Below are 22,582 nucleotides of genomic sequence, written 5' to 3' on the forward strand. Positions count from 1 at the left end.
ATCGATAAGGGGTGGTGACCATGCTGGTCATGGTGAAGTTGCTCGCCGTGCTGGTGGGGGCGCTGTGCGTCGGGGGCTATGTGATCGTCGGCGAGATCGCCGTGGTGCTGGTGGCGCTGGCCGGTGTCGGGGCCCTGGCATGGCGAGTGGCCGTGGCGTCGAGGCCACGGCCACTGGGGACGGCGGGTGCGGGGCGTGCCGCGCGCCTGGCGCCGAGAGGGTCAGGCGTGCGAATAGGCGACGAGCGAGATGCCCACGTAGTGGACGATGAAGGCCGCCAGCGTCAGTGAGTGGAAGACCTCGTGGAAGCCGAACCACCGCGGTGACGGATTGGGCCGCTTGATCCCGTAGATCACGCCGCCCACGCTGTAGAGGAGGCCGCCGACGATCACGCAGACGAGCACGGCGATGCCGCCCGTGCGCAGGAAGTCGGGCAGGAAGAAGACGGCCGCCCAGCCCATGGCGATGTAGCAGGGGGTGTAGAGCCAGCGCGGCGCGCCGACCCAGAAGACGCGGAAGGCGATGCCCGCGGCGGCCGCCGCCCACACCGCCCACAGCAGCACCTGACCCCGGCCGCCGGGGACGAGCAGCATGGTCAGCGGGGTGTAGGTGCCCGCGATGATCAGGAAGATGTTGGCGTGGTCGAGGCGGCGGAGCACCGCGTTGGCGCGGGGGCTCCAGTTGCCGCGGTGGTAGAGCGCGCTGATGCCGAAGAGCAGGCACGCGGAGAGCACATAGACCGCGCACGCGATCCGGCCGCGGGTGCTGTCGGCGAGCGCGGTCAGGAAGACACCGGAGATCAGCACGGCGGGAAACATCCCGGCGTGCAGCCAGCCGCGCAGTCGCGGCTTGGCGTCAAGTGCCGTGTCGGATGCGCCGGAAGAGGAGGGAGCGGCGGGGGGTGCGGCGGCCGCGGCGCCGGCGGGAGCGGGGCGCGCGGAAGGCGCTGCGTCGGGCGCGGGAGTCATGGCGCCATGCTACCTACGCCACCGTAAGTTACGGATCAGTATCACGTGGCGATGGTCACGGGAGCGCCCCCTGGACAGAACGGAATCGGAGTCGGATGATCAAATGAGTGCGGGCGGCACCGGATGAGCGGTCACGAAGCGTCTGGGTCGCAGCCCCCAAGGGGCAACCTTCCACAGAAACGGACTACGCCGTCGGAGCAGCTGCCGCGGCCCGGCCCGTTCAACCCTCAACACCTGACGCCGGGGCAGCGTGGTTTCCGGCGGGACGGAGCGATCGTGGCGCGCAGCAATGCGGCTCCCACCACCCTCACCAACCACCAGGAGCTGATCTCCTGGGTCGACGAGATCGCCGCCCTCACCGAGCCGGACCGGGTGGTCTGGTGCGACGGTTCCGAGGCCGAGTACGAGCGCCTGTGCGAGGAGCTCGTCGCCAAGGGCACGTTCAAGAAGCTTGACCCCGTCAAGCGCCCCAACTCGTACTACGCCGCCTCCGACCCCAGCGACGTGGCCCGCGTCGAGGACCGTACGTTCATCTGCTCCGAGAAGGAGGAGGACGCCGGTCCGACCAACCACTGGAAGGCCCCCGCCGAGATGCGGGCCATCTTTACCGGAGAAGGGAGCGGCTTCGCCGGCGAGCAGGGCATCTTCCGGGGCTCGATGCGCGGCCGCACGATGTACGTCGTGCCGTTCTGCATGGGCCCGGTCGGCTCGCCGCTGTCCGCGATCGGCGTCGAGATCACCGACTCCGCCTATGTCGCCGTCTCGATGCGCACCATGACCCGCATGGGCCAGGCCGTCCTCGACGAGCTCGGCACCGACGGCTTCTTCGTCAAGGCCGTCCACACGCTCGGCGCCCCGCTCGCCGAGGGCGAGGCCGACGTCCCGTGGCCGTGCAACACCACGAAGTACATCTCGCACTTCCCCGAGGACCGCGAGATCTGGTCCTACGGCTCCGGCTACGGCGGCAACGCCCTGCTGGGCAAGAAGTGTTACGCCCTGCGCATCGCCTCCGTCATGGCCCGCGACGAGGGCTGGCTGGCCGAGCACATGCTCATCCTCAAGCTGACCCCGCCGCAGGGCGAGTCGAAGTACGTCGCCGCCGCGTTCCCCTCGGCCTGCGGCAAGACCAACCTCGCCATGCTGGAGCCCACCATCTCCGGCTGGACGGTGGAGACCATCGGCGACGACATCGCCTGGATGCGCTTCGGTGACGACGGCCGCCTCTACGCGATCAACCCCGAGGCCGGCTTCTTCGGCGTCGCGCCCGGCACCGGCGAGCACACCAACGCCAACGCCATGAAGACCATGTGGGGCAACTCCGTCTTCACCAACGTCGCGCTCACCGACGACAACGACGTGTGGTGGGAGGGCATGACCGAGGAGCAGCCCGCGCACCTCACGGACTGGAAGGGCAACGACTGGACCCCGGCCTCCGGGACCCCCGCCGCCCACCCCAACGCCCGCTTCACCGTCCCCGCCTCGCAGTGCCCGATCATCGCGCCCGAGTGGGAGGACCCCAAGGGCGTCCCGATCTCCGCGATCCTCTTCGGCGGCCGCCGCGCCTCGGCCGTCCCGCTGGTCACCGAGTCCTTCGACTGGCAGCACGGCGTCTTCCTCGGAGCCAACGTCGCCTCCGAGAAGACCGCCGCCGCCGAGGGCAAGGTCGGCGAGCTGCGCCGCGACCCCTTCGCCATGCTGCCCTTCTGCGGGTACAACATGGGTGACTACATGGGTCATTGGCTGGAGGTCGGCAAGGACAAGGACGCCGCCGAGCTGCCGAAGATCTACTACGTGAACTGGTTCCGCAAGGACGCGGACGGCCGGTTCGTGTGGCCGGGCTTCGGCGAGAACAGCCGGGTCCTGAAGTGGATCGTCGAGCGCCTCGAGGGCAAGGCGGAGGGCGTCGAGACACCGATCGGCATTCTGCCGACGAAGGCCGCGCTGGACACCGCCGGTCTCGACCTCGACGACGCCGACCTCGACTTCCTGCTGACCGTCGACAAGGACGTCTGGCGCGAGGAGGCGTCCCTGATCCCCGAGCACCTCAACACCTTCGGTGACCACACGCCGAAGGAGCTGTGGGACGAGTACCGCGCGCTGGTCCAGCGCCTGGGCTGATGCCCCGCCCGCCCCGGCTTCCGGGGCGGGCCCCTGCCGACATGTGGCCACCCTCGCCCGGCGCCTGACGGACCATCGGCAGATCGATGCCCTCTGCATGCTGTTACATTTCCGGTAAGCGTGTCCGGAAATACGGCCAATTTTCAGATCCGCTGTTGGCGTACGGCGGTGACGAAGGTCGCCCACGCGGCGGGGGAGAGGTCGAGTACGGGGCCGGTGGGGTTCTTACTGTCGCGGACGGGGACGGAGCCGGGGATATCGAGGGCTGCTTCGATGCAGTTGCCGTGGTCGTTGTCGCTGTGGCTGCTCTTCGTCCAAGTCGCTGAGCTGAGCTCGATCCTCTTCATCGTGCTCGTACCCTTTCATCGCCTCGCTGATCAGGGCGGCTGACTGGCTGGCCGACAGGGCGTCAGCTCTGAGCACATCATAGGTCCGGGAGTGTCGGGCCACGACTGTTGGATCGTCGCTGAAGTGGCCCCGGTGCAGCGACTCCGTGTAGATCCACTGATGTCCGTCCGGGAGTCTGAGGATGGACATGGGGGCCTTGGGGCGCAGGAGGTTGGCGACCTGGGCAGGTGCGAACTGGATGCGGATATTGGGCTGCTCTCCGAGGGCGAGCAGGTGAGCGCACTGTCGGCGCATCACTTGTCGGCCCCCAAATACATTGCGGATGCAGCTCTCATCCATCACCGCGAACAGCATTGGCCCATCCGGACAGAGGAAGCGCTCCTGTCTACTCATGCGAGCGCGTACGCGACCCTCGGACTCCGTCCGATCCGTGGCTGTGGAGAACAGAGCTCGCGCGTAATCCTCCGTCTGCAGAAGCCCTAGCACTACCTGCGACTCGTACTCGTGGATGGATACAGCTTCCTTCTCCATCTCGACCCGCCGCTTGAACCAGTCCGGCCGTTCCACCTCCTGGTACCAGTCGATGCGAACCCACAGGCGCAGCAACATGCCGCCTGTGTCCAGCACTTCATCGCACCGAGCGACGAACTCCTCCTTCGGTACCCGCGTCGCAGACTCGACCCTGGCTACCTGCGAGCGGTCGCACGGGATCAGCTTCCCCAGCGTCTCCTGCGTGTGGCCCGCCGCCTCGCGCAAGTGCTTCAAGAGCTCCCCGAACACCGCAGCCGTGCTCGCGCCCGGCTCCGGCCTGGACATGCGTCGATTCACTGGTTCCCCTCCGTGTCCCGTGACAGATGACCTTGGAACGACGGGGGCGTTGCGGCCCCCTCCCCTGACAGGCAAACCTGTTGTGTGTCAGGGAAGTTACTGTCTATGGGACCGAAATGCGTGAGGAACCCCGCATGCCGCACACGACGCCCTCCCCCTATGTGCCGGAAATCGGCGAGACCGTGCTCGATATCGCACGGAACCGGGTCGGAGAGGTCATGGCGAAGGGCAAAGAGTTCTACGCTCTGCGTCCGCTCGGGGGTGGACGGGAGTGGGATGCGGCGCTGCCCGATATTCGGCCGCTGAGTCGGGAGCAGGCATTGAGAAACCGGGTGGCGGAGGTCAATGTCCGTTCCACGGGGCGTGTTTCATGCCGCTATTGCGACCGGTTGCGGCTGGACCGGGCGGTCGCGCTCAGGGAATTGGATTCGGAGCGAGTGCTCCGGCTCGACGGGGAGCTGGCGGAGCATGCCCGGGCGGGGCATCCGCCGTTGCGGGCCGCGGGGCGGTGAGGTTTTCCCCGGCCCCGCCCGGACTTCTCAGACAGGTGAGCCGACGGACCGGGATCGGCGGAAGTGCCATGCCCAGACGGTGAGGACGGCGACCGCCAAGAGAATCCCGTAGAGCGCCAGAACGTCCAGCTCCCAGTGCAGGATCTGTACGAAGAAGGTCAGCCACGGCAACACCGACAGCGCGACGCCTGCCGTCTGCACCACCGGGGTGGCCGAACGTGCTCCTTCGACGGCCAGGAGCACCGTGAGCACCAGGACGGGCAGCGCGGCGCTGCCGAGGCCCACGAAGACGACTTCCGGGTTGATGCCGGAGAACAGCATGGCCGGCAGCAGGACGAGAGTGAGCGCGGCGAAGACGGCCATTCGTCCGCGCTGCCCCTTGCGGACCGGCGGGGTGTCGGGCGGGCAGCCGAAGACCAGTACCAGGGCGAGGCCGAGCGACAGGGGCCGGCTCGGGCCTTCGACAACGTAGACCCTGTCGCCGATCCACTGGACGGCCAGCAACAGCGTGCCGAGCAGCATCAGTCGCCGCGTGGCGTGCCACCGCCCTGCGAGAGCCGTGGCACCGGCCGCTGCCAGCAGCAGGTCACCCGCTGCCCCCGCCCCCAACAGGAGCCCTGCGGGTGCGTCCGGCTGGGAGGTCATCAGGGCCGCGAGCACGGCCCATTGGGCGAAGACGAGCGCGGCGTAGGCCGCCGCCCCGATCGCGGCGTACGGAGCGGCCGCGGCCAGTATCCGGCCTGCGGTATCGGTCGAGGTCAGCCGGGACCGGAGGCGCACCCCGTGTCCGGCCAGGTCCGCCTCCTCCCGCCACCGCTCCAGGCGTGAGGCGCCGGCGGTGGACTCGGCGTAGTGGGCGGCGATTTCCTCGCCGTACGCCATGCGGTACGCGCGGGGGTAGAGCGACAGCGCTCTGGGCGGCCGGCTCACGCGGTCGCCCCCTTCGGCGCCGGGCCGAAGCCGCTCCGGTCGGCCAGGCTCAGGCGGCGCCGGGCCTCGCGCGCCGTGGCCTCCAGCCGCTCGGCCTCGGCGGCCAGGCGCACCCGGCCGCCGCCGGTGAGGGCGTAGCTGCGACGTGCCCGGCCGTCGACGATCTCCTCGTGGTGCACCTCGATCAGCCCCTCGTCCACGAGCCGTTGGAGGGCCGCGTACAGCGTTCCGGTACGCAGCTTCACCCGGCCGCCGGAGATGGCCAGGACCTCCTGGACGATGCCGTACCCGTGCCGCGGCTGGTCACTCAGGGCGGTCAGGAGCAGCAGTGTCGGCTCCTGCATCGGTCGGTCAGTCATGCGAACACTATATGACGATCATCGGCATATGGAGGTCGATTGAGTTTGTGTGCCCGGCGCTGCCGCTGAGATCATGAACGCATGAGTCTTGTGATGCGTCGCTTAAGCGCTGTGGTCGTGCTCCTCGCCGGCATAGCCCTCGGCCTGTGGTTGGCCTTCGGAGCTCCCCACGAGTGGGACGGCGGCCTGAAGCTGTTGCGTTTCGCCCTGGGGCTGGGCGTGTTGGGCTTGGTCGGCGGCAGCGCGAAGCTGATGTTCCCGGGCGACTCCGAGGGGGATGCCCGTCAGGTCTAGGCGATGCCGAGCGCCGTCGCGTGGAAGTGCAGCCGCTCGGCCGCCAGTTGGGCGCCCGCCTCGTCCGCGCAGGACGTCGCCACGACCAGTGCCTGGCCCGCGAGGGTGTGGGCGCGCTGGTGGAGGGCGGTGACGCGGGGCGCCGTGGCGCCGGGCGTCGTCGGGGTCGCCCGCAGGGGCGGGCGGCCGTCGTTCAGGGCCGTCACGCGGTCCGCGAGGCGCTGCGCGGCTTCGTCCAGCGCGGGCGCGGGCGTCAGGGCGCGGAGCTCGTCCGTCACGGTGAGCAGCGCGGTCAGGTGGCCCGCGAGCCGGATGTCCAGCTCCTCCTCGCGGGAGCGCTGCGGCCCGCGGGTCCTGCGGCACGGCTCGGCCATGGTGTGGACCGACTTCGTGCGGATCGGCTCGTACATGGATGGCCTCCTGCAATCGCTAAGAAGGCCATCCTAACTTAGACGGCGTCTAAAGTTGTTCCGCTTACAGATCGGGCCGGATCTATGGCTGGCTGTAACCGTCCAGGAAGTTGCCGATCCGGGTCACGGCCTCCGCCAGATCCTTGGTGTTCGGCAGCGTGACCAGGCGGAAGTGGTCCGGCTCCGGCCAGTTGAAGCCCGTGCCGTGCACCACCATGATCTTCTCGGCCCGCAGCAGGTCCAGGACCATCTGCCGGTCGTCCTTGATCTTGTAGACCTTCGGGTCGAGCCTCGGGAACGCGTACAGCGCGCCCTTCGGCTTCACGCACGTCACGCCCGGGATCTGCGTCAGCAGGTCGTACGCGACGTCACGCTGCTCCAGCAGCCGGCCGCCCGGCAGCACCAGGTCCTTGATCGTCTGCCGCCCGCCGAGCGCCGTGGCCACCGCGTACTGCGCGGGCATGTTGGCGCACAGCCGCATGTTGGCGAGGATCGTCAGACCCTCGATATAGCTCTCGGCGTGCGCCTTCGGACCGCAGACCGCCAGCCAGCCGCTGCGGTAGCCGGCGACGCGGTACGCCTTGGAGAGGCCGTTGAAGGTGAGCGTCAGCAGGTCCGGTGCGATGGCGGCGGTCGGCGTGTGCGTCACGCCGTCGTAGAGGATCTTGTCGTAGATCTCGTCGGAGCAGACGATCAGGTTGTGACGGCGGGCGATCTCCGTCAGACCGCGCAGCATCTCGTCGTCGTACACCGCACCCGTGGGGTTGTTGGGGTTGATGATGACGATGGCCTTGGTGCGGTCGGTGACCTTGCGCTCGATGTCGGCGAGGTCCGGCATCCAGTCCGCCTGCTCGTCGCAGCGGTAGTGCACGGCCGTGCCGCCGGCCAGCGACACCGACGCCGTCCACAGCGGATAGTCCGGCGCCGGGACGAGCACCTCGTCGCCGTCGTCGAGCAGCGCCTGCATCGACATCTGGATCAGCTCCGAGACGCCGTTGCCGAGATAGACGTCCTCGACGGACAGTTCGATGCCCTTGGTCTCGTAGTGCTGCACCACCGCGCGCCGCGCGGACAGCAGGCCCTTCGCGTCACCGTAACCGTGCGCGTCGCCCACATTGCGCAGCATGTCCTCGAGGATCTCGGGCGGGCACTCGAAACCGAAGATGGCGGGGTTGCCCGTGTTGAGCTTGAGGATGCGGTGACCTGCCGCTTCCAGCCGCATTGCCTCCTCGAGCACCGGGCCACGGATTTCGTAGCAGACATTGGCGAGCTTCGTTGACTGGATCACCTGCATGACGGCCACCTTACGGGGGCGTAAATGGGGTCGCGCGCGGTTTAAGGCCGCCCGGGTTGCCTGCGGACGGGCCCGGCGCGCCCTGGATAACGCGACCGGCGTGCGCCTGACCGTGCGCCCCGCGATCACGTCCGTACGCCTGCTGTCTTCCATTACAAAGCGCCCGTCAATCAGGACAAAAGGAATGCCGGTCGGAAGGGTCCTCGGGGCTTCGAAAGTAGCGCCCGCGGAGACTGTCTCCGGATCGAAGAGAACGAGATCCGCACGGAATCCCTCGCGCACGAGACCCCTGTCCGGCAGCCTCAACCGTGCCGCCGGGCGCGACGTGAGATGCGCCACGCACTCCTCCAGCGACAGCACGCCGAGCTCGCGCACGTAGTGTCCGAGGTAGTGCGGGAACGTGCCGTACGCCCTCGGATGCGGCTTGCTGCCGTGCAGGATCCCGTCGCTGCCGGCCGTGTGCACGGAGTGCCGCATGATCGCTCGGACGTTCTCCTCGTGCCCCACGTGCTGGAGGATCGTCGGCCCCAGCCGGTCGGCGACCAGCAGCCTGCGAGCCGTCGTCCACGGCTCCTCGCCGCGCAGCCGGGCCGTCTCCGCGACCGTCCTGCCGACGTGATCGCCGAGGGCCGGCTCCGTGACGCCGGAGATCTCTACGGTGTCCCAGTCGATCGGCACGCCGTGACAGCCGTCCGCGCCCTCGACCTCCATCACATGCCGGATGCGCTCGGCCGTCGCGTCGTCCCGCAGCCGCGCGAGGACCGCCTCCGGTCCGCCTTCGCTCGCCCAGCTCGGCAGCATCGCGGCGAGCGTGGTGCAGCCGGGGGTGTACGGATAGGTGTCCAGCGTGATGTCCGCGCCCTCCGCGAGCGCCTTGTCCAGGAGGGCCAACAGCTCCGGGGCGCGGCCCTTGTTGACCCCGAAGTTCATGGTGGCGTGCGCGAGGTGCAGCGCGCATCCCGCCTCGCGGGTGAGGGCGATCATCTCCTCGTACGCGGCGAGGGCCCCCGCCCCGTACGAACGGTGGTGCGGGCAGTAGTAGCCGCCGTACGCGGCCACGACACGGCACAGCTCCGTCAGCTCGGCGTCGGTCGCATACATGCCGGGTGTGTATGTGAGCCCGGAGGACATGCCGACCGCACCCTGCTCCAGGCCCTCCGCGACCAGTTGTTTCATGCGCTCGATCTCGGCGGGGGTCGCTCGGCGGTCCTCCCAGCCGGTCGTCATGGCGCGGACGGTGCCTTGGGGGATGAGGTAGGCCGCGTTGACGGCCGTCCCTTGGCGGTCGAGGCGGTCCAGGTATTCGCCCACGGTGCGCCAGTCGAATTCGATGTCCTCGCCGTGGCCGTTCCAGCCGGTGATCTGGGTGCGGATCTCTTCGAGCGTGCGGGGGGTGACGGGGGCGTAGGAGAGGCCGTCCTGGCCTATGACTTCGAGGGTTACGCCTTGGGCGGCTTTCGCGGTGTGGGCGGGGTCTTGGAGGAGGGCGAGGTCGGAGTGGGCGTGCATGTCTATGAAACCGGGGGATAGGGCTAGGCCGGTGGCGTCGAGGGTGCGCTTGGCTGTGGGGCGGTTTCCGTGGCCTTCGGGGTGGATTTCTTTTATTCGGCCGTTGGCCAGGGCGATGTCGGCTTTGTAGGCGGGCTTGCCGGTGCCGTCGATGATGGCGGCGTTCTGGATGACGAGGTCCATGGGATGCGCTGCCTTTCGCTGTGGCGGGCGGGTTTTTCCCCCACCCCGCCCCTTCCCGGCTGCATCCGATTTGCGGCTCCGCCGCGTGGGGGGCTTCGCCCCGGACCCCGGAGCACGCTTCGCGCGCTGTCCTCAATCGCCGGACGGGCTGAAATCAGCCCGTCCGGCGATTGAGGACAAGCGGCGCAGCCGCTTCAGGGGGTCCGGGGTCTCCCCGGTTTCGGGAAGGGGCGGGGCTGGGGAACAAGTGCCCACCGGGCCGCACCCGACTGGGGGTCCGGGGCGGAGCCCCGGCCTCGGCGGAGCCGAGCATCAGACGCTGTGGGAAGGGGCGGGGTGGGGAACAAAAGCCCGCCGCAGGCGTCCGCTCGGCTTAGAAAAACGTGCGGATGTAATCCGTGACCGTGCCAGAATCCTCCGCCAGTGGGATGAGTTGCCACTTGTCGAAGACCGTGCACGGGTGCGACAACCCCAGGGCCACCCAGTCGCCGACCTCCAGCTCCGCTTCCTCCGTCAGGGAGACGAACGCGTGCTGATCCGCCAGGCCCACCACGCGCATGCCCGTCGCCGGGCGTACGGAGCCGTCGCGGGCGGAGCGGACTGTCTGGGGTTCGGGGAGGTCAAGGTCGTACGCCGCGTCCCGCTTGCCCGCGTTGAGGTAGGCGCGGCCCGGTTCCGGGCGGGAGACGACCTGGGCCCAGAGGCGGAACGCGGGGCGCAGGGCGCCCTCTTCGGGGTTGCGGTTGAACGGTGTCTTCTGGCGGTACGAACCGTCGTCGTGCGTCACGTAAGCCCCGGAACGCAGCAGCTTCAACACCGGTGCGGACAGCGGCGGAAGCTCCGCGAAGACCTCGGCGACCGCGTCGAACCACGCGCTGCCGCCCGCGCTGACGACGATCTCCTCCACGCCCGCGAACCGGCCCGCCTTGTCGAACTCGACGGCCAGCGCGGTCATCCGCCGCAGCCAGGCGCGTACGAGCTCGCCGTCGGCGCCCGGGATCTCGGCCTCGTACCCGGCGACGCCCACCAGGCGCAGCGTCTCCGTGGCCGCCACGGCGTCGGCGACGGCGGTGCCGTCGGCCTCGGTGCGGATGCCCGTACGGCCGCCCTCGGCGCCCAGTTCGACGACGACGTCGAGGGGGCGGTTGGCGCCGGCCGCGCGCAGGGCGGTGTCCATCAGCTCGACGCCGCGCACGGAGTCGACGTACGTGACCAGGCGGAAGTCGGGGTCGGCGGCGAGCTCGGCGGCCAGCCAGCGCAGGGCGGCCTCGTCCACGACCTCGTTGGCGAGGAAGATGCGCCGGACGCCGAAGGCGCGGTACACGCGGACCTGCGTGGGCACGGCCGCCGTGATCCCCCAGGCGCCGTGGGCCAGTTGGCGCTCCAGCAGCTGCGGAGCGAGGGAGGTCTTGCCGTGGGGCGCGAACGCGAGGCCGTGCTCGGCGGACCAGCGCTCCATGAGCGCGAGGTTGTGGTCGAGCGCCTCGGCGGAGAGGGCGAGTACGGGCGTGGTGAAGCCACCGGTGAACAGCGAACGGCGCTCCGCCGCCAGCGCGCCGACCGTCAGCCCCTCGGCATCCGGGGGCAGGCCCTTGAAACGGTGGTCGACGTGCTCCTCGGCGAGGCGGGCGAGGGCGTCTCCGGCGGCGGCCATGGAGCCTCCAGGGTGTGTCGGTGGCATTGCAGCATGTGCAACTTCCATTGCGTGTGGCGCTCGTCGCTGTCTAACATCCCGACAAGCGCCGGGTCAACGGTTCGTCCGGCTCCCCGGGAGACCGTCACAGAGTGCGCATAAAGCGCGGATCAAGGAGCGGGATCGTGGCTGCCGACGTCGTCTGCCTCGGTGAATCCATGGTCACCTTCCGGCCCTCCCGCCCCGGGCGTCTCGCGGACGTCCCCTCCTTCGAGCGCGGCATCGGCGGCGCCGAGTCGAACGTCGCCTGCGCGCTCGCCGCCGCCGGGCACCGCACGCGGTGGATCAGCCGGGTGGGCACGGACGGCTTCGGCGACCATGTGGTGGAGGCGATCGCCGCGTACGGCGTGGATGTGAGCGGCGTGCGGCGCGACCCTTCGCGGCCTACGGGGGTGTATTTCCGCACGGCGGGGGAGCGGGTGCTCGGTGACCTGCCTCAGTCCGGCGCTTCCGAAGTCGTCTACTACCGGGCCGGGTCGGCGGCTTCGGCGATGTCCCCGGCGCTGATTCCTGCTTCGGATGTGTGGTCCGGTCGGATTCTGCATCTGTCCGGGATCACTGCCGCGTTGTCGGCGGATTGCCTGGCGCTCATGCGTCAGCTTGTGGTTCGGGGGGCTGGGCGGCCGGTGGTGTCTTTCGATGTGAATTACCGGGCGGGGTTGTGGGGGCCGGAAGCGGCTGATGTTCTTGCCGGGCTTGCTCGGGGCTCGGACATTGTCTTTGTGGGGGAGGACGAGGCGGAGGCGGTCTGGGGCGTGCGGGGGGCTGACGCGGTGCGGTCGTTTTTGCCGGAGCCGTCGGTTTTGGTGGTGAAGGGGGGTGCGGTGGGGGCGACGGCGTTTTGTTCCCCAGCCCCGCCCCTTCCCGCAGCGTCTGATGCGCGGCTCCGCCGCGGCCGGGGCTCCGCCCCGGACCCGTGCTCGGGTGCGGCCCGGCGGGTTTGTTCCCCTACCCCGCCCCTTCCCGAAACTGGGGGCTCCGCCCCCAGACCCCCGGGGTGCGCAAATTCAGCCCGTCCGGCGCTTGAGGACGCTCCCCCAGACTTCGTCCGGGGGGACCCCCAAGGGCGCTCCGCCGCAGTTACCGTTCCCGCATTGCACGTAGACGTAGTAGCCCCCGTAGGCGCAGGCGACGCCTTCGCCGCAGGTTTCCTCTCCGGAACACTGCGCGGGCTGCCCCTCGAAGCCCGCGTAAGGCATGCGCATCTCGCCGCCGCCGCCGCGCTGACCGTGCCCGGGGATCTCGCCGTGCCGCCGGAGCGGGCGTACGCCGACCGGCTGGTCGCGCTCGACGACGACGCGTGGGGGAGACTGCGACTCGGCCCCGGCTGGACCGGTCGGAGCGCGAGTGTGGAAGAAGGCACCGCCGTATGAGTCAGACCGTCGACCGCGCTCTCAGCATCCTGCCGCTGCTCGCCGAGGGGCCCGCCAACCTCGAACAGGTCGCGCGGCGGCTGGACGTCCACAAGTCGACCGCGCTGCGGCTGCTGCGCACCCTGCACGAGCACGGGTTCGTCTACCGGCAGCAGGACCAGCGGTACCGCCTGGGCGCCCGCCTCTTCGCCCTCGCCCAGCAGGCCGTGGAGAGCCTCGACGTACGGGAGATCGCCCACCCCCACCTCGTCGCCCTCAACGAGCGCTGCGGCCACACCGTGCACCTGGCCGTACTGGAGGACAACGAGGTCCTCTACATCGACAAGGTCGACAGCCGTTATCCCGTACGGATGTACTCCCGCATCGGCAAGCCCGTCGCGATCACCGTCGCCGCCGTCGCCAAGCTGCTCCTCGCCGACCTGCCGGAGCCGGAGCGGCGGGCCGTCGCCGAGCGGCTCGACTACCCCTCGTACACCGCCCGTTCCACACCCAACGCCGCCGCGTTCCTCAAGGAGCTCGCGACCGTACGCGCGCAGGGGTGGGCCACCGATCTCGGCGGTCACGAGGAGTCCATCAACTGCGTCGGGGCGCCGGTCCGGGGCGTCGACGGGCGCGTGGTCGCCGCGTGCTCGATCTCCGCGCCGAACGTCGTCGTCTCCGCCGAGGAACTCCTTCACCTTCTCCCGCTGTTGCGCCGCACCGCCGACGCCATCAGCGCGGAGTACTCCGGAAACACCACACCGCCCATGAACTCCCCCAAGGAGAAGGCATGACCGAGAAGCTCGAAAAGATAGCGATCACCCCCGCCGGGCACAGCGCGCCGCCCGCGAAGTTCTCGCACGGGGTGAAGAAGGGGAACATCCTCCAGGTCGCCGGTCAGGTCGGCTTCCTGCCGGCCGCGGAGGGCGAGGAGCCGGTCGCGGCGGGGCCGACGCTGCGCGATCAGACGCTGCAGACTCTGGCCAATGTGAAGGCGATTCTGGAGGAGGGGGGCGCGGCGTGGGAGGACGTCATCATGCTGCGCATCTATCTGACGGATCCGTCGCAGTTCGACGAGATGAACGCGATCTACAACGAGTACTTCGCCGATCTGAAGTCGGTGCCTTCCGCTCGTACGACGGTGTATGTCGGGCTGCCGGGTGATCTGCTGATCGAGATGGACGCGCTGGCCGTTCTGGGCTGAGGCTCCCGCCTGCGGCGGGCTTTGTTCCCCTGCCCCGCCCCTTCCCGGCTGTGTCGATTTGCGGCTCCGCCGCGTGGGGGCTTCGCCCCGGACCCCGGAGCACGCTTCGCGCGCTGTCCTCAATCTCCCCCAGCTACCGCTGGGAGGTGCCCCCGCGGGCTGAATTCAGCCCGTCCGGCGATTGAGGACGCGCCCGCAGGCCGCCCCCGCCGCAGGCGGCAACGGACCCGCACCCGACAACGCCGTTGCACCATGGTGGTGCGGAGGCGCTGAGTTCGCGGCTGCTGGCGCTGTTCGGCGAGCGGCGGGCATCGTCGCGCCGATGCTGTCGGACGGCCACTACTCGCAGCCGCAGCTCGCGCTGGTCATCGTCGCGATCTCGGCGGGCTCGATCTTCGCCTCGCACGTCAACGACGGCGGTTTCTGGATGGTCTCGACGTACTTCGGCATCTCCGAACGGGACACGCTCGCGTCGTGGACGGTACTCGAATCGGTGCTGTCGGTGGTGGGGTTCGGGGTGGTCTGCGCGCTGAGTGCGGTCGTCTGACGGACGTGTTCCGGTTGTTGCGGCTGTGAACTCCGGCCTGCCGAGTGACATTTGAGATCACCTATCCGGGCCGATCCCATTGCGCCGGGCCCCACCACCCCCAACAATGCACACGTCAAAGCGAACGCACGTCCCGGATGCCTCCAGAGAGGACCCACCCCCCATGACGCGCATCAGAAGACCCCTCGTCGGCACGCTCGCGACGCTCCTGCTCGCCGGGGCCACCGTCGCCGGCGCCGGCACGGCGTCCGCGGCCTCGCAGGCGCCCGCGGGCAAGACCAAGGCTGTCGACTTCGCCGGCACGGTCGCGCTCAGCAACTGCTCCGGATCGCTGATCAAGATGCCCAACTCGTCGGACAACGACCCCGGTCTCGTCATGACCAACGGCCACTGTCTGGAGACGGGCATGCCGGGCCCCGGCGAGGTCATCACCGACCAGCCGTCGTCCCGCACGTTCACGCTGCTCAACTCCTCGGCGGGCAAGGCCGGTACGCTCCGCGCCACCAAGGTCTCGTACTCCACGATGACCGACACGGACGTCACGCTGTACGAGCTGGACATGACGTACGCGCAGATCAAGCAGCGCTACAGGATCGACGCGCTGAACCTCTCCGCCGACCACCCCGCCGCGGGCACGCCGATCAAGGTGGTCTCCGGCTACTGGAAGAAGATCTACTCCTGCAACGTCGACGGCTTCGTCTACCAACTGCGCGAGGGCGACTGGACCTGGAAGGACTCCCTGCGCTACACGCCGTCGTGCAACACGATAGGCGGGACGTCCGGTTCGCCCGTCATCGACGCGAACACCGGCAAGGTCATCGCCATCAACAACACGGGCAACGAGAACGGTGAGCAGTGCACCGTGAACAACCCCTGTGAGGTGGACGAGAACGGCCAGGTGACCGTGCGGCAGGGCACCAACTACGCGGAGGAGACCTACGGTATCGGCAAGTGCTTCGGCTCCGGCAACAAGCTGGACCTGACCCTGCCGGGCTGTGAACTCCCCCGCACGACGGACGACGGGCCGGCGCGGCAGCGGTAGCCGGCGGTCCAACACCTGCCGGACGGGCCGGAGCGCTCGTCCGGCAGTCGCCGAAGTACCCTCCTGACCTGCACATATTCGATCATGGGGGTACTCCGTGGGTTTCACCAAGCGCGCCGCCGTCGTGCCGGCCGCTGCTCTTGCCGTCCTGCTGTCCGGCTGCGGGGGCAAGTCCGATCCGTCGTCCGCGCCCGAGCAGTCCGCCGCGGCGAAGGCGAAGGGGAGCGGGCCGGTCTACAACGGGGGCCGGCTGCCCGGCCTCGCGCGCGACGCCGCCTGGAGTGCGCCCAAGGGGGACGGGAGCGCGGCCGTCATCGCCGTGGGGGAGTCGTTCGCCGTGGTCACCGGCCCTTCCAAGGCCGGACCGCCGAGTGACGAGAAGCGGCCGTTCGCGGAGCGCGAGGGGGCGAAGAAGGTCGAGTTCCGGGACGCCAGGAGCGGCACGGTGCGGCAGACGGTCAACGTCGACGACGGCCAGGTGTACGCGTCCACCTGGCACGGCAGGCCCGCGCTGCGGGTGGAGTCCAGCACCCACACCGCCTCCGACGGGCTGACCGCCGCCAAGCGGACCGTCGTCTCGGACGTCTACGGTGCCGACGGCAAGAAGCTCGGCCGCGTCGACTTCGGTGAGCACTCGATGTCGCAGCGGCTCGCGGACGGGTGGGTCTTCAGGGACGACCGGGCGGTCGGCCCCGCCGAAGGAGGGGCCGAGCACAAGCTCGACGGGGCCGGTGACGTCTGGCGGATGCAGGGACCGGCCGGAACGGGGCGCGACGGGGTGCCCGAGTCCCAGTTGCTGAGCGCGGGCGGCTACGGCTTCACCTGGGAGGAGGGTCAGGCGGGGCCCTTCGCCCACCCCAAGCGCCTGATCGTCAGCGAGCTGGGATCCGGCAAGAAGGCGTGGACGTCGCAGGACGCGCAGCGGCCCGACGGGGCGGCGCCCGAGGACAAGGCCGACAGCCAGACATACGCCCGGCCGGTCACCGTTGTGGGCGACAAGCTCGTCGTCGCGTGGCTGATGCCGAAGAAGGACAGTCTGTCGTCCGAGCTGTCCTGGGTGATGGGCGTGCACGACATCAAGACCGGGCGGCTCCTCGCGACCGGCCCGGCCGTCACTGCCCAGCGGGTGGGGTTCGACACCGACCGCGCGGGCGGCGACCCGTTCCTGCACACCGTGACCGACCCGGCGACCGGCCTCGTCGCCGTGTCCGGCCAGGCTCTCGGTTACAGCGATCGCACGACCGTCTTCGACGTGAACACCGGCAAGCAGGTGTGGACCCAGGACAAGGACGAGAGCGAGCTCTCGCCGGTGGCCGCCGGGAACGGTGTGCTGTTCGGCTACACCGGCCAGACCGCGGGCGAGTTCCACGACCCGCTCGCCGTTGACATCAAGACCAAGAAGGTCCTCGCCGAGAAGCTCGACGAGGACCAGGTCCCGGTCTTCAGCACGGACGGCCACGGTGCGGTGGCGCTGGACGACGGGATCTTCGTCTTCCCCAAGGGATGACGGGAGACTGAAGGGGTGCACGCGGCGAGTGCGCACCCCCTTGGCCGCTACGGCAGGCCGTGCACGTGCGGGCCCACGCCGTTCGACCAGGTGTTGGCCGCCGTCGCGTCCCAGTTCGTCGACCACGTCATCGCTCCCCGGATGCCCGGGTACGTCCTGGACGGCTTGAAGGAGCCGCAGGACGTGCCCTTCGCCAGGCAGTCCAGCGCGTTGTTCACCACCGACGGGTCGACGTAGCCGCTTCCCGCGCCCCGCGTCGACGCGGGCAGGCCGAGGCCCACCTGCGAGGGGTCGAGGCCGCCTTCCAGCTGGATGCAGGCGAGGGCGGTGAGGAAGTCCACCGTGCCCTGGGAGTAGACCTTGCCGTCGCAGCCGTTCATGGAACCGCTGTTGTAGTACTGCATGTTGACGACCGTCAGGATGTCCTTGATGTTCAGCGCGGTCTTGAAGTAGCCCGCGGACGCCGACTGCATGTCGATGGTCTGCGGGGCCATCGTGATGACGAGCTTGCTGCCCGCCTTCGCCGACAGGGCGCGCAGCGCCTGCGTCATGTGCGTCGGGTTGAGCCCGTTCTCCAGGTCGATGTCGACACCGTTGAAGCCGTATTTCTGCATGAGGGCGTAGACGCTGTCGGCGAAGTTGTTCGCGGACGCGGAGTCGTTGACGCTCACGGTGCCCCGTTCGCCGCCGATGGAGATGACGACGTTCTTCCCGGCCGACTGTTTGGCGGCGATGTCGGCTTTGAACGCGGCTTCCGAATAGTTCAGCGACGGATCGAGCGTGAAGCCGACCGCCCCCGGCGTGGTCGTCGCGTCCGCGAAGGCGACGGCGATGATGTCGTACTGGCTCTGGACGTCCGCGATCTTCTGCACGGTGGCGCCGTTGTTGAAGTTCTGCCAGTAGCCGGTCACCGCGTGCTTGGGCACGGACGGGCCGTTGCCGCTGCCCGCGCCGGTCGTGGCGGTGACGGGTGCCGACTTGGGGGACTCGCCGGTGGCGTTCGTGGCCGTCACCTCGAAGCGGTACGCGGTCGACGGGGCGAGCCCGGTCGCGGTCGCCGAGGTGCCGCTCACGGACTGCACCTTGGTGCCGTCCTGGTAGACGTTGTATCCGGTCGCGCCGGAGGACGGGTTCCAGGAGAGCGCCACCGACGTGGGCGTCACCGCCCCGGCCGTGAGCCCGCCGGGCGCGGCGGGAGCGGGGTCACCGGGGTTGCCCGGGTCGCCGCCGGGGCCGGTCAGGGTGACGTCGTCCGCGAGGTACGCGGGCTGCCCGTACCAGCCGTGGGTGTAGACGGTGACGGACGTGGTGTTCGCGCCGGTGGTGAACGTCGTGCTCAGCTGCTGCCAGCCGCTCGCGGACGGCGTCCACGTCGACACGTCCGTGGTGCCGGTGCCGCTCGCGCCGAGGTAGACGTACGACCCCTGCACCCATGCGCTCAAGGCGTACGAGGAGTTGGGCTTCACGCTGACGGTCTGCGCGCACTGGGCGTCGTCGGAGCCGGCCGGAGTGGCCTTCAGGGCGCTCGTGCCGCTGTGCACGGGTGAACCGACCGTGGTGCCGCTGTCGCTCGAACAGGTCCAGTTGGAGATCCCGGACTCGAATCCCGGGTTCTTGACGAGGTTCACGTCCGCGGCATGCGCGGGCGAGCCGCCGAGCGCCGCCAGGCCGGTGGCCGCGAGCGCGGTCGCCAGGAAGGCGCCCAGGCGGCGTCTCGTTCCGGTGCGGGTGCTGCGTATCGCATGGTGCACTACTGCCTCCGGTGGGAAGGGAGTTGAGGGCGGGGTTCCGGGGAATGCCCGGGTGTCTGTACGTGGGGGATGTGACGGACGGCCGCCGCCGTCTGGCGTAAAGATGGTCTAGTCCAATGCGTCCGTCAATACATTCGGCACGGCTTTCCGTGAAGACCCCCAGGCCACCGCGGGGGCACCCGGCTCAAACCCCCAGGAGCGGTTCTCAGCCGCCCCGTTCGTGGATAAAGTGCGGAGGCGCCAGCACAGGGCAGTATCGATCTGCGTCCGCCGCAGCCCCCAGCGGCCGGAGTGAACGGGGAAGCCGACGTGCCCATTGCGATAGCAGTCACCAGCCCCGACCTGGTGCTCCCACCCCCCGATGGGCAGACCCCCGACGCCGCAGTGTTCCAGCCACCCGAGGCGCAGCCGCTCGACACCGCGGTCACCCAGGCCGCGATCCTCCTCGACCAGTGCGGCTATGTGGTCACCCTCTACCCGGACTCGCTCCCCGGCCCGTACGTCCGGCGCCTCCACATGATCCGGTCCGTCCTGGAGAGCGACCGGCTCGCCCTCCTGCCCGTCGCGCTGCCGCCGCTCGCCGTCGGCGTCCTGGCCCGCCAGCTGCGCCAGCTGTCCGTCTCCGACCTCAGCCCCGGCGTGCTCGCCTCCGCCGCCCGGCTGCTCGCGCACTACATCTACGCGGGCGCCCAACTCGCCAGCGTCGCCCGGCTCGACCGGGTGGACGTGGGGCTCGCCACCCACCTCGGCTCGTTACTCCCGGGCGCCCGGTTCGCGGTCCTAGTCAACCCGGTGCCCCGGCTGTCCAGGATCAACGGTGACGAGGCGCCCGAGGGCCCCGGCTTCGGCACCCGGCTCACCGTCGCCCGCGGCAAGGCCCTCAGGGGCGACGACTGGGTCGTGGACACCCTCGCCCCGCACTGGCGCGTCCAGGGCGTCCAGGAGACCGCCCTGCCCGCCGAATCGGGCCGCTGGTGGGGCACCCACCGGGCCGTCGAGTTCGCGGCCGCCATCCCCGACCCCTCCGTGCTCTACCAGCTCGTGTCGTCCGTAAGGCGCGAGGAGTGCCACTGGTGCGGACTCGAACTCATCGGTGACCGCTGCGGGTTCTGCGCCGGCCCCCTGCCGCGTGCGGCCGGGGGCCACGCGCTCGACCCGCCCGCGCGCCACCGCCTCGCACCGGCCGGAGGCTGAGCCGCCGTGCCGCCGCCCCTGCCGCACGACCACCGGTACCGTCCCCGAACGAGGTCCGCCGCCCCATGAACTCACGTCAGCGCCGCGGGATCATCCTGCTGCTCCTGTCGGTCCTCTGCGCCCTCGGAGCGTTCGCCGGGGTCTTCTCGGTCATCCACGACGCGGAGTCCAAGGTCGGCCCCGGGACCACCGCGTACCGGCTGCGCGCCGACATCCCCGCCTACCAGCCGCTCGAAGAGGCCCGGGACCGGTTCGAGAGGATCTCCATGCCCAAGCGCTGGCTGCCCTCCACCGCCGTCACCGACCTGGGCGAGCTGTCCGGGAAGATCGCCGTCACCCCCCTGCGCAAGGGCTCCCTCCTCCAGGAGGACATGATGGCCGACCGGCCCGAACTCAAGCCGGGCCAGCAGGAGATCGCCATCATGATCGACGCGGCGACGGGCGTCGCCGGGAAGATCAACGCCGGTTCGAAGGTCAACATCTTCGCCACCTTCGACGGCAAGGACCAGGGCGCCAAGCCCGTCTCCAAGGTCATCGTGAGCGGCGCCCGGGTCATCGCCGTCGGCAAGCTGAAGGCCCTCGACCGCGACGGCTCCACGGGGACCACCACCCGGCGCGCCGGGGAGGCCGTGCCGATCACCTTCGCCCTCGACACCAAGGACGCCCAGCGCGTCGCCTACGCGGAGTCGTTCGCCTCCCACGTACGGCTCGCCCTGGTCGCCCCCGGCGGCGACGACGGGATCAGCGGCGCGGACCGCACCTACACGCTCGACAGCGACAAGTAACGGCGACGGACAGCGGTCCAGGAGAGGCAAGGGACACGGTGACGATCAGAATTCTCCCGGCCATCGGCGACCCGGACGCCGCCCGCGCCATCGGCGGGCTCCTCGGCCAGCTCCCCGGCGTCGAACCCCTGCCGACCGCGGGCGACTCCACCCGCCTCCTCGACACGCTCGCCGTCCTGGGCGCCGCCTCGGTCGAGGAGCTGCCCGAGGTCGTCCTCGTCCACGAGCGCCTCGGGCCGTTACCGGCGCTCGAACTCATCCGGGAAGTGGCCCTCCGCTTCCCCGCCACCGGGGTCGTCCTCGTCACCGCGTCCCCCAGCCCCGCGCTCTACGCCGCCGCCATGGACTCCGGCGCCCGCGGCCTCGCCGGGCTGCCGCTCTCCTACGACGAACTGGGCGTCCGGGTGCAGGCCGCCGCCCAGTGGGCCGCGGGCGTGCGCCGCCACCTCGGCAGCGGCGGCGACGCGGCCGCCGGAACGGGGCCCGGCGGCACGCTCGTCGCGGTCACCGGCGCCAAGGGCGGCGTCGGCACGACCGTCACCGCCGTCCAGCTCGCGCTGGCCGCCCGCGCCGCCGGGCGCAGCGTCGCCCTGGTCGACATGGACCTCCAGTCCGGTGACATCGCCTCCTATCTCGACGTGCAGTTCCGGCGGTCCATCGCCGACCTGGCCGGCATCAGCGACATCTCCCCGCGCGTCCTCCAGGACGCCGTCTTCCCGCACCCCTCCGGGCTCGGCCTGCTGCTCGCCCCGGCGGAGGGCGAACGCGGCGAGGAGGTCGGCGACCTCGCGTCCCGGCAGATCGTGGGCGCCCTGCGCGGCCGCTACGAGCTCGTCGTCGTGGACTGCGGCACCCAGATCACCGCCGCCTGCGCCGCGGTCGTCGAGACGGCCGACGTGGCCCTGCTCGTCACCACACCGGACGTGGTGTCCGTACGGGCCGCCAAGCGCATGGTCCGGCTCTGGGAACGGCTCCAGATCCGCAAGGCCGCCGAGACCGTCACCGTCGTCAACCGGCACACCCGCAGCGCGGAGATCCAGCCGCCCCTCGTCGAGCGCGCCACCGGCACCCGGGCGGCCCGCACGACGGTCCCGGCCGGCTACAAGGAACTCCAGGCCGCCGTCGACTCCGGCCGGATGCAGGACCTCGACGCCCGGTCCGCCGTCCGGCAGGCCCTGTGGGCCCTCGCCGCCGAACTCGGCCTCGCCTCCGGGTCCGCCCCGGCGGGCAGGCCGCGCGCCGCCGCCCACGCGGACCGCTCGCTCACCGGAGGCCTGCGCAGGCGCCGGGCGGCGATAGGGCCCGGCGGCTCGGGCGGCACCGGCCCCGACCAGCTCGCGCCCGTACCGACGAGCCGCTTCCGCAGGCGCGGAGGCGACCGGGGCCAGGTGGCGGTGGAGTTCCTCGGCGTCCTGCCGCTGATCCTGGTGGTGCTGGCCGTGGTCTGGCAGTGCGTACTGATCGGCTACACGTACTCCCTCGCCGGCGACGCGGCGGACAAGGGCGCACGCGCCGGAGCGGCGGGCGGCGACTGCGCGGCGGCGGCGTCCGCGGACGTACCGGGCGCGTGGGGCACGGACGGCATCGGCTGCGGCCCCGAGGACGGCGTCTACCGCGCGAAGGTCTCGCTGTCGGTGCCGGTGCTCTTTCCGGGGGCGGTCAGCTGGCCGTGGCGGGTGGAGGGATCGGCGGGCGCGGCGTCGGAGGAGGGCGAGTGAGGGTGTGCATTCAGCCCGTCCGGCGTTTGAGGACGC

General features: G+C 70.3%; 19 protein-coding genes and 3 pseudogenes. 12 read left to right on the top strand and 10 right to left on the bottom strand.

The annotated features are described in order from the left end of the window. Positions 1-221 precede the first annotated feature (221 nt). Entirely contained in the window at positions 222-968 is a 747-nt protein-coding gene (gene trhA / locus DXZ73_RS26895; protein ID WP_116213620.1) for a PAQR family membrane homeostasis protein TrhA, read from the bottom strand. 276 nt (positions 969-1,244) lie between these two features. Here trhA and DXZ73_RS26900 point away from each other — a divergent pair, with 276 nt between their 5' ends. Further along, the gene (locus tag DXZ73_RS26900) at positions 1,245-3,086 is read left to right on the top strand and encodes a phosphoenolpyruvate carboxykinase (GTP) (protein ID WP_116213621.1); all 1,842 of its coding nucleotides are present in this window, start codon (positions 1,245-1,247) and stop codon (positions 3,084-3,086) included. 143 nt (positions 3,087-3,229) lie between these two features. On the opposite strand, the gene DXZ73_RS39625 is transcribed toward DXZ73_RS26900, so the two are convergent. Beyond that, entirely contained in the window at positions 3,230-3,433 is a 204-nt protein-coding gene (locus DXZ73_RS39625; RefSeq protein WP_116213622.1) for a DUF397 domain-containing protein, read from the bottom strand. Between the two features lie 82 nt (positions 3,434-3,515). Then, positions 3,516-4,250, bottom strand: a pseudogene (locus DXZ73_RS26910) (helix-turn-helix domain-containing protein); the annotation flags it as partial. Between the two features lie 146 nt (positions 4,251-4,396). Between DXZ73_RS26910 and DXZ73_RS26915 the strand changes: the two are divergent. Beyond that, positions 4,397-4,774, top strand: a complete 378-nt coding sequence (locus tag DXZ73_RS26915) for a hypothetical protein (RefSeq protein ID WP_116213624.1) — start codon at positions 4,397-4,399, stop codon at positions 4,772-4,774. 27 nt (positions 4,775-4,801) lie between these two features. Here the strand turns inward: DXZ73_RS26915 and DXZ73_RS26920 are convergent, their stop codons facing one another. Next, positions 4,802-5,704, bottom strand: a complete 903-nt coding sequence (locus DXZ73_RS26920) for a hypothetical protein (RefSeq protein WP_116213625.1) — start codon at positions 5,702-5,704, stop codon at positions 4,802-4,804. Then, the gene (locus tag DXZ73_RS26925) at positions 5,701-6,063 is read right to left on the bottom strand and encodes a PadR family transcriptional regulator (protein WP_116213626.1); all 363 of its coding nucleotides are present in this window, start codon (positions 6,061-6,063) and stop codon (positions 5,701-5,703) included. The genes DXZ73_RS26920 and DXZ73_RS26925 overlap by 4 nt, the downstream gene beginning before the upstream one ends. Positions 6,064-6,156: 93 nt before the next feature. On the opposite strand from DXZ73_RS26925, the gene DXZ73_RS26930 reads away from it, so the two are divergent. Beyond that, positions 6,157-6,357, top strand: a complete 201-nt coding sequence (locus DXZ73_RS26930; RefSeq protein ID WP_162889883.1) for a hypothetical protein — start codon at positions 6,157-6,159, stop codon at positions 6,355-6,357. Here DXZ73_RS26930 and DXZ73_RS26935 read toward each other — a convergent pair. The 4 genes and pseudogenes from DXZ73_RS26935 to DXZ73_RS26945 all read right to left on the bottom strand — a co-directional run bounded on the left by DXZ73_RS26935 (position 6,354) and on the right by DXZ73_RS26945 (position 11,407). After that, a complete protein-coding gene (locus DXZ73_RS26935; protein ID WP_116213628.1) occupies positions 6,354-6,767 on the bottom strand; it encodes a hypothetical protein in 414 nt (137 codons plus the stop codon). The two genes, DXZ73_RS26930 and DXZ73_RS26935, sit on opposite strands and share 4 nt — an antisense overlap. 82 nt (positions 6,768-6,849) lie before the next feature. Beyond that, a complete protein-coding gene (locus DXZ73_RS38380; protein ID WP_162890519.1) occupies positions 6,850-8,061 on the bottom strand; it encodes an aminotransferase class I/II-fold pyridoxal phosphate-dependent enzyme in 1,212 nt (403 codons plus the stop codon). 99 nt (positions 8,062-8,160) lie between these two features. After that, positions 8,161-9,783 (bottom strand): annotated as a pseudogene (locus DXZ73_RS38385) (N-acyl-D-amino-acid deacylase family protein); the annotation flags it as partial. A 343-nt stretch (positions 9,784-10,126) separates the two neighbouring features. Continuing rightward, positions 10,127-11,407 (bottom strand): amino acid deaminase, encoded by a 1,281-nt coding sequence (locus DXZ73_RS26945; RefSeq protein WP_116213630.1) that lies wholly within the window; start codon positions 11,405-11,407, stop codon positions 10,127-10,129. Positions 11,408-11,538: 131 nt separating this feature from the next. On the opposite strand from DXZ73_RS26945, the gene DXZ73_RS26950 reads away from it, so the two are divergent. From DXZ73_RS26950 to DXZ73_RS26975, 6 genes and pseudogenes are all read left to right on the top strand, one after another. Then, on the top strand, positions 11,539-12,819 hold the full coding sequence (locus DXZ73_RS26950; RefSeq protein WP_275898592.1) for a sugar kinase: 1,281 nt from the start codon (positions 11,539-11,541) through the stop codon (positions 12,817-12,819). Further along, complete coding sequence (locus DXZ73_RS26955; protein ID WP_116213631.1) at positions 12,816-13,592, top strand: IclR family transcriptional regulator; 777 nt, start codon at positions 12,816-12,818, stop codon at positions 13,590-13,592. The genes DXZ73_RS26950 and DXZ73_RS26955 overlap by 4 nt, the downstream gene beginning before the upstream one ends. After that, positions 13,589-14,002: a RidA family protein gene (locus DXZ73_RS26960; protein WP_116213632.1), complete on the top strand. Its 414-nt coding sequence runs from the start codon at positions 13,589-13,591 to the stop codon at positions 14,000-14,002. Before DXZ73_RS26955 ends, DXZ73_RS26960 begins: the two co-directional genes overlap by 4 nt. A 298-nt stretch (positions 14,003-14,300) precedes the next feature. Then, positions 14,301-14,549 (top strand): annotated as a pseudogene (locus tag DXZ73_RS26965) (GntP family permease); the annotation flags it as partial. Positions 14,550-14,721: 172 nt separating this feature from the next. Beyond that, positions 14,722-15,591 (top strand): trypsin-like serine peptidase, encoded by an 870-nt coding sequence (locus tag DXZ73_RS26970; RefSeq protein WP_205519373.1) that lies wholly within the window; start codon positions 14,722-14,724, stop codon positions 15,589-15,591. A 97-nt stretch (positions 15,592-15,688) separates the two neighbouring features. Continuing rightward, on the top strand, positions 15,689-17,098 hold the full coding sequence (locus DXZ73_RS26975) for a hypothetical protein (RefSeq protein ID WP_116213634.1): 1,410 nt from the start codon (positions 15,689-15,691) through the stop codon (positions 17,096-17,098). A gap of 47 nt (positions 17,099-17,145) precedes the next feature. Here the strand turns inward: DXZ73_RS26975 and DXZ73_RS26980 are convergent, their stop codons facing one another. Then, positions 17,146-18,849 (bottom strand): glycoside hydrolase family 18 protein, encoded by a 1,704-nt coding sequence (locus DXZ73_RS26980; RefSeq protein WP_116213635.1) that lies wholly within the window; start codon positions 18,847-18,849, stop codon positions 17,146-17,148. A 309-nt stretch (positions 18,850-19,158) separates the two neighbouring features. On the opposite strand from DXZ73_RS26980, the gene DXZ73_RS26985 reads away from it, so the two are divergent. The 3 genes from DXZ73_RS26985 to DXZ73_RS26995 all read left to right on the top strand — a co-directional run bounded on the left by DXZ73_RS26985 (position 19,159) and on the right by DXZ73_RS26995 (position 22,546). Then, positions 19,159-20,043, top strand: coding sequence for a hypothetical protein (locus tag DXZ73_RS26985; protein WP_116213636.1), 885 nt, complete (start codon positions 19,159-19,161; stop codon positions 20,041-20,043). 65 nt (positions 20,044-20,108) lie between these two features. Next, complete coding sequence (gene cpaB, locus DXZ73_RS26990; protein WP_116213637.1) at positions 20,109-20,828, top strand: Flp pilus assembly protein CpaB; 720 nt, start codon at positions 20,109-20,111, stop codon at positions 20,826-20,828. A 38-nt stretch (positions 20,829-20,866) separates the two neighbouring features. Next, entirely contained in the window at positions 20,867-22,546 is a 1,680-nt protein-coding gene (locus DXZ73_RS26995; protein WP_116213638.1) for an AAA family ATPase, read from the top strand. Positions 22,547-22,582: the final 36 nt, after the last annotated feature.

It is taken from the genome of Streptoverticillium olivoreticuli subsp. olivoreticuli, assembly GCF_003391135.1.
GTDB classification, from domain to species: Bacteria; Actinomycetota; Actinomycetes; order Streptomycetales; family Streptomycetaceae; genus Streptomyces; species Streptomyces blastmyceticus.

Bases quoted from the DNA above. Each gene is read 5' to 3' on its own strand.
- DXZ73_RS26915 (WP_116213624.1), top strand. From the start codon at position 4,397: ATGCCGCACACGACGCCCTCCCCCTATGTGCCGGAAATCGGCGAGACC.
- DXZ73_RS26930 (WP_162889883.1), top strand. From the start codon at position 6,157: ATGCGTCGCTTAAGCGCTGTGGTCGTGCTCCTCGCCGGCATAGCCCTC.
- DXZ73_RS26935 (WP_116213628.1), bottom strand. From the start codon at position 6,767: ATGTACGAGCCGATCCGCACGAAGTCGGTCCACACCATGGCCGAGCCG.
- DXZ73_RS38380 (WP_162890519.1), bottom strand. From the start codon at position 8,061: ATGCAGGTGATCCAGTCAACGAAGCTCGCCAATGTCTGCTACGAAATC.
- DXZ73_RS26945 (WP_116213630.1), bottom strand. From the start codon at position 11,407: ATGGCCGCCGCCGGAGACGCCCTCGCCCGCCTCGCCGAGGAGCACGTC.
- DXZ73_RS26955 (WP_116213631.1), top strand. From the start codon at position 12,816: ATGAGTCAGACCGTCGACCGCGCTCTCAGCATCCTGCCGCTGCTCGCC.
- DXZ73_RS26925 (WP_116213626.1), bottom strand. From the start codon at position 6,063: ATGACTGACCGACCGATGCAGGAGCCGACACTGCTGCTCCTGACCGCC.
- DXZ73_RS26960 (WP_116213632.1), top strand. From the start codon at position 13,589: ATGACCGAGAAGCTCGAAAAGATAGCGATCACCCCCGCCGGGCACAGC.
- DXZ73_RS39625 (WP_116213622.1), bottom strand. From the start codon at position 3,433: ATGAAGAGGATCGAGCTCAGCTCAGCGACTTGGACGAAGAGCAGCCAC.
- trhA (WP_116213620.1), bottom strand. From the start codon at position 968: ATGACTCCCGCGCCCGACGCAGCGCCTTCCGCGCGCCCCGCTCCCGCC.
- cpaB (WP_116213637.1), top strand. From the start codon at position 20,109: ATGAACTCACGTCAGCGCCGCGGGATCATCCTGCTGCTCCTGTCGGTC.